Origin of the sequence: Paenibacillus sp. 2RAB27, assembly GCF_052115445.1 — a bacterium.
Classification (GTDB): Bacteria; Bacillota; Bacilli; order Paenibacillales; family NBRC-103111; genus Paenibacillus_E.
Genome location: NZ_JBFRGR010000078.1, coordinates 1 through 5,700, shown reverse-complemented (window position 1 = coordinate 5,700; position 5,700 = coordinate 1). Strand labels below are relative to the sequence as shown.

The window sequence follows — 5,700 nt, the reverse complement described above, 5'->3', positions numbered from 1 at the left end:
GAGGCATTCTTTTATATTTCCACACCCAGTTTTTTCATCTAACTCAATATTATCCCATAGGCACGTTGTCCCTAACCTTTAGCAAAGCATCGAAATCCTAAGATTTAGAGAGTATTTAAAAGAAAATCTATTCCTCATAGAGGGAGTTTAACGGAACAGGAGATTTCTCCACAAAATTGTTTATAATCAAGTGGAGAGCACTCTAACAATTTGAATGAGGTGAAAGAATGGTAAAAGCATTAGAAAATGTACATGTTGTCATTACCGGTGCCTCCGACGGCTTAGGTTATGCCATGGCAGAAGCCCTTCTTGATAAAGGGGCAAAAGTAGCAGTAGCATCCCGTCCAGAGTCAAAATTAACTGAAGCCGTAAAAAAACTTAAAGAAAAGGGATATACTACTGTTTTTGAGCTTCCACTGGATGTAAGATCAGAGGGATCGGTAGAAGATGTGGTGAAATGGGTAAAAACTGAATGGGGTGAAATTGATGTCCTTGTAAACAATGCCGGCATTGGGATGCGAACGGTTAACCCGCGTTTTCTGGCGGAGCCGCAGCCCTTTTACAAGGTGACGCCGGTAGGCTTCCGCGATCTTATCGAAACCAATCTCACCAGTTATTTTCTGGTAGCGCGAGGATTTACCCCACTCATGATCGAACAAGGAAAAGGACGAATCATCAACATTTCCATGAATCATGAGACCATGAAAAGAAAGGGTTTTGTTCCGTACGGTCCGTCGCGCGCCGCAACAGAATCGCTGTCGGCGATCATGGCGGAGGATCTGAAGGAATCTGGAATTTCGGTCAACATGTTGCTTCCGGGCGGAGCAACGGCGACGGGAATGATTCCGGATGATCTGCGCAGCGAGATCGAGGCGAAATTCCGGCTGATGCAGCCGGAGGTTATGGCGGAGCCGATTGTCTTTTTGGCTTCACCGGAAGCGGAGGGCATCACGGGGGAACGCATTGTGGCCTCCGAATTTGAAAGTTGGTTAAAGGAAAAAAGTAAATAGTAGGAGAGGCGAATACTTTCTATATAATTTTGCTCAACATTTGTGTGATTCTACAGTTGGCACTTGGTAACACCTTCTCTGGTATTACCCCAAATAGAAAATGAATTATTGTCCTAACGGAGACGTTAGTTCAATACGATTTTAAACAACTTTATTTCTTATCCGGCCCGCCACTTAGGCCGGTTTTATTGCGTTTATCGCGGATGTTTTAAAGAACTTTATTATAAGACAACAAAAGTGATTCGCTACACCGAGCCAACGTCAGAAATGCTGGATAAGCAGGCACAAAGGTACAAAGAAATATTTGAAGTTCTTCTAAAATAATACACCGGGATTTAATTTCGGGTGTCACATTCTGGGGAGTTACAGACAAGACAAGTTGGTTGAACTATCCCTCGTAAAAGGAAGAAAAAACTGGCCGTTGTTGTTTAACGAAGTGGGAGAACCGAAAAAGGCGTTTTGGACAGTCATATTCTCCATCGAAAAGCCCCGTTGAAGCCGATATTGTCGGACAGGGTTCAAACCCCTCAACTCCCCAAATCCCTTGCCCAATATATGGAACCCTTTCAAGGGTACTTAAAAATTTCGCTTCAAACATGATATGAAGAACCGTATCATAAATATTTTCAAGTTTTCTTATTGCAAAATTGAAGCCGACTACAAACAGCAGTCGGCTCTAACTTATTTCTTCTTGCGAATAAACGTATCACCTGCTTATTGGGCAAGGGAATTCTATTGTGTGCTTTCCAAGAACAGGTGTTTAAACAAAATTCTCTAGAACAACCTTGCCAATCGTCCTATTGCTCTCCAATAGCTTGTGGGCTTGGCGAAGATGCTCTGCTGAGATCGGTCCAAGTACTTCGGCGAGCGTTGTCTTCAATTTTTGATGATCCACAGCATCAGCTATCAGATTGAGCAGTAAGTGTTGCTCGATCATATCATCCGTTTCATAAAGCGAGCGCGTAAACATAAACTCCCACACGAAGGTGGCGCTTTTTTGCTTAAGCAATTTGAGGTTGAGCGGAGAGGTAGGATCATCAATTGCGCAAACGACTCCTTGGGGAGAAACGGCTTCGCTGATGCCGGCCCAGTGTATTTCCAAAGCATTCAGGCAGAAAATATACGGAACGCTTGAAAACCCAATTGCTTCAAGCTGCGGAAGGAGCGGGTCATGGTGATTAATGGTATAGTCGGCGCCCATTGATTTAACCCAATCGACGGTTTCCGGCCGGGAAGCAGTCCCGATTACAATGAGCCCCGCTTGTTTTGCAAGCTGGATGGCAATGGACCCTACACCCCCAGCTGCCCCGATGATCAGCAGGGATTTTTCTTCGTTGGCGCCCGAATATTGAGAAATCGACATTCGGGTAAATAATGCTTCCCAAGCTGTGATAGAGGTTAAAGGAAGAGCTGCCGCTTCCGCGAAATTCAAGGAAGTTGGCTTGCGCCCTACAATCCGTTCATCAACCAGATGGTATTCACTGTTTCCGCCTTGTCGTGCAATGCTGCCCGCATAAAAAACTTCATCCCCCGGACGGAACAACGAGCAGTCCGGTCCMGCCTCTTCAACAATTCCTGCAACATCCCAACCTAAAATTTTAGGAACTTCTTCAACTCTGTCTTTAGGCGCACGTACCTTAGTGTCAACCGGATTGACCGATATGGCGATAACTTTGACCAAAATGTCACGACCCGTCGCACTTGGTTTCTCCACAACTATATCTACTAAGCTTTCTGGATTTTCAATTGGAAGGTATCGGGTTAGTCCTACCGCCTTCATTGTAGCCATAATAAACCACATCCTTTCCTTACTAGTATACCCTTTGTAAGGTAATGATCAAAATACTGTTAGCCGTTACAAACAGCGCGGGGAACCATACGGGGAAGAGGGAATATCACATGCTTTTTTCTAACCATTTAATATGGTAGTAATTAATTGCGCTAACGGATAACTATAGCGGACCAACGGATGCCGATGCATCCGTTTTTAGTTCGTTTAACTATTCCAGCTAATAGCTTGTCAATATTTAATTATTAATTCTGGATTCATGAAGTGGTATACTTAAAAAAGTGCATAGGAAAGAACCGTCCTATAAAGCACGAAAAGACATTCCATATATTTCTAATTTTTTCACTTAATMTAAACGGAACGCTTCCTTAGTAGTTAAGATGGCAAAAATCCAGTGAATGAGCTTATTCACACAAGCAATTACCGCTACTTTGAACAGCTTTCCTTCAGCACGTTTCTTATCATAATAAGCTCTTAATTTTTACTTGCCTGAAGAAAAAACACTTGGATCAACACCAGCAAAGGCCACCAGTTTCTTTGCGTGATCAAACCGATCGATTTCCCCGATCTCAGCTAAAATTGTTGCAGCAATCTTAGTGCCAATACCGGGTATCGATTGGATTAAATCATATTCAACCAACTCTTCAGCCAGGGCATCTACTGATTTATTAAGGGTTGCAAGATGGTCCTGGTATTGAAGAAGTAATTCGATGAGCAGCTGCATGGAGATCAAATGGCTGGGAAAAGCCGTCTCCTTAAAGGGATTTCGCTTTGCTGCAGCCCCTAGGATTTGAGCGCGTTCCAAGCACCATGAGACGGATTTACCACGTCCAGTAAGACGCCCGATGGCAGTTGTAATCTCCATCTCGGACATTTCTAGTACATCTTTAGACGTTGGATGTAAAGCCAGAAATCGAAGGGAAACCTTTGAATAAAGGTCGCCAAACACGCCATGATATTCAGGGAAAACTTGATCTAGAATAGCCTGAAACTGTAGTTTCACTTGGACATACATACCCGTTAAAGATTCATATTGGCGAGTTAGATAGCGTAAATTCATGAGATGCTGACCCCGCTTTTTGTAGGGTTCAAACTCTTCTTTATAGTACAGAGTTCCTAATAGATGGGTATCTGCGGCATCTGTCTTTAACCGTCGCAAATTGGTTTTCTTGGCGTTATGTGAGATTAAAGGATTAATGACGATGTTCAAATACTGGTGCTCATCCAGAAACTGAACAACGGGGCTATGATAATGGCCTGTTGCTTCCATAACAATGGAGGGACGCATCCCTGCAGCTGATCCCACACCTTTAATGTAATTTAGAAAAGACGCTAACCCATCAAGATCATGATTAAACCTAAAGATCTTCCCATGAGGTACTCCACGGTCTAAAAAAGCCTGTGCATGGCTCTCTCCCTTCGATACATCCAAACCAATGACTGGATTCATGACATCACTCCTATAGTATTTTCACCGGCAACCCCTAACCTTCTTGTCTTCCACACTATCGCATGTGATACGGGATTATGTCCCAACCAGCCTAACCATGGTTGAACAAGTAGGGGGGATGAACTGAATAGCTCTCGGGATCCAAGTCCCACGGGCAGAAACGTTCGATCCCCGGCTACCGCTATCTTACGACCTTACAAAAAAGAGGTCGACCAGAAATATCTGGTGACCTCATAATACGAACGGGCAGAAGAGCACAAAATTGGGAGGATCATAATTGGTCCTTCCCTTTTTGGAAGGTCTGTAAAAATTACAAAGAAGGAATTATTACCGATGTACATGCTTATATTTAATTTACCAAACAGGAACGGAAAGGGGCTGTACCGCGTCATCTTTCGATGACGTTGGGACAGCCCCTCTGTTTACAGCCTTGCCGGCTACTGCTTCAGAAACGCCAGCGCCTCCGCATAATCGTCCCATTGCGTTTCCGTCGTATGTTCGGATTGCTTGGCCGTGCGGCTCAGTTGCAGGCGGGCAATGGAGCCAGCGGTGACGACCGCCGCGCGCTTCATCCCGTACGATTTCAGCGCCTTCTGGTGTTCCACCAGCTTCGCCTGCGATTCCGGTTTAAACGCTTTGACCGTACGCATATCGACGAGCACATCGAAGCTGCCGCCGAGTTTCTCGGAAAATCCTTTGATTTCATCGGTAATGCGGTCAAAATCGTCAGGCGTCGCTGCAGACGCCCATACGATTTCGACGATCCGGGCTGGACTGTCGATAATACGGGTGGTTGGCACGGCAGTAACCTCCGGTCTGAATGAAATGTATTTTTCCGAATTGGGTCTTTGGACCTAGTTACATCGTACCACTTGTAGATAGACTGTACAAGGATAGTATTTCCAGATTCACCATCAAGCAAGCGGAGCGCCGGCCGCGCTTTGCAGCTCAGCAATCAGCTCCTCCACTCCGCAAACCCGCTGCTCCGCCTTCCCCCGAACGCGAAGCAGGACGCTGTCCGCGGACGCTTCCTTGTCGCCGATGACGGCCACATACTCGATTTTCTGAAGCTCCGCTTCCCGGATCCTGTAGCCCAGTTTCTCGTTCGATTCGTCGGCCTCCGCCCGAATGCCGGCATCCTTCAGGCGTTGGCAKGGCTTCCCGGCGGCAACTGCATGCCGGTCGGCCACGGGGAGATTCCGGACTTGGACCTCAGACCGGAGTCGCTCGTTTTTGTGCTAAGCGCAAAATTAACGCTCTACAGGAATGTTCCCTCATAGAATAAGGATTTTCTCACGAATGCTCGCTCATTCGCAGGATTTCAARATGCATGGTAAATAGGAGTTCAGTTGTTTGGGTCTTGTGGGGCAGGTAGTTCCGTTAGAGCGCATGCGGGAACAGAAGGTGCTGAACTTATTTACAACATCTTCCATAAAAATGGTATGCTGCAC

Annotated in this window: 4 protein-coding genes and 1 pseudogene; 1 reads left to right on the top strand and 4 read right to left on the bottom strand. The window is 45.7% G+C overall.

Annotation, left to right across the window (positions count from 1 at the left end; genetic code table 11):
* Positions 1–227 precede the first annotated feature (227 nt).
* On the top strand, positions 228–1,010 hold the full coding sequence (locus AB4114_RS35455; protein ID WP_441992625.1) for an SDR family NAD(P)-dependent oxidoreductase: 783 nt from the start codon (positions 228–230) through the stop codon (positions 1,008–1,010).
* A 760-nt stretch (positions 1,011–1,770) separates the two neighbouring features.
* On the opposite strand, the gene AB4114_RS35450 is transcribed toward AB4114_RS35455, so the two are convergent.
* From AB4114_RS35450 to AB4114_RS35435, 4 genes and pseudogenes are all read right to left on the bottom strand, one after another.
* Positions 1,771–2,790 (bottom strand): zinc-binding alcohol dehydrogenase family protein, encoded by a 1,020-nt coding sequence (locus AB4114_RS35450; RefSeq protein ID WP_441992626.1) that lies wholly within the window; start codon positions 2,788–2,790, stop codon positions 1,771–1,773.
* Positions 2,791–3,145: 355 nt separating this feature from the next.
* Positions 3,146–4,249 (bottom strand): annotated as a pseudogene (locus tag AB4114_RS35445) (IS110 family transposase).
* Positions 4,250–4,686: 437 nt separating this feature from the next.
* Positions 4,687–5,049: an STAS/SEC14 domain-containing protein gene (locus AB4114_RS35440; protein ID WP_441992624.1), complete on the bottom strand. Its 363-nt coding sequence runs from the start codon at positions 5,047–5,049 to the stop codon at positions 4,687–4,689.
* A 114-nt stretch (positions 5,050–5,163) separates the two neighbouring features.
* Positions 5,164–5,439 (bottom strand): His/Gly/Thr/Pro-type tRNA ligase C-terminal domain-containing protein, encoded by a 276-nt coding sequence (locus AB4114_RS35435; RefSeq protein WP_441992623.1) that lies wholly within the window; start codon positions 5,437–5,439, stop codon positions 5,164–5,166.
* Positions 5,440–5,700 lie beyond the last annotated feature (261 nt).

Coding starts and splice junctions, on each gene's coding strand:
- AB4114_RS35455 (WP_441992625.1), top strand. CDS start 228: ATGGTAAAAGCATTAGAAAATGTACATGTTGTCATTACCGGTGCCTCC.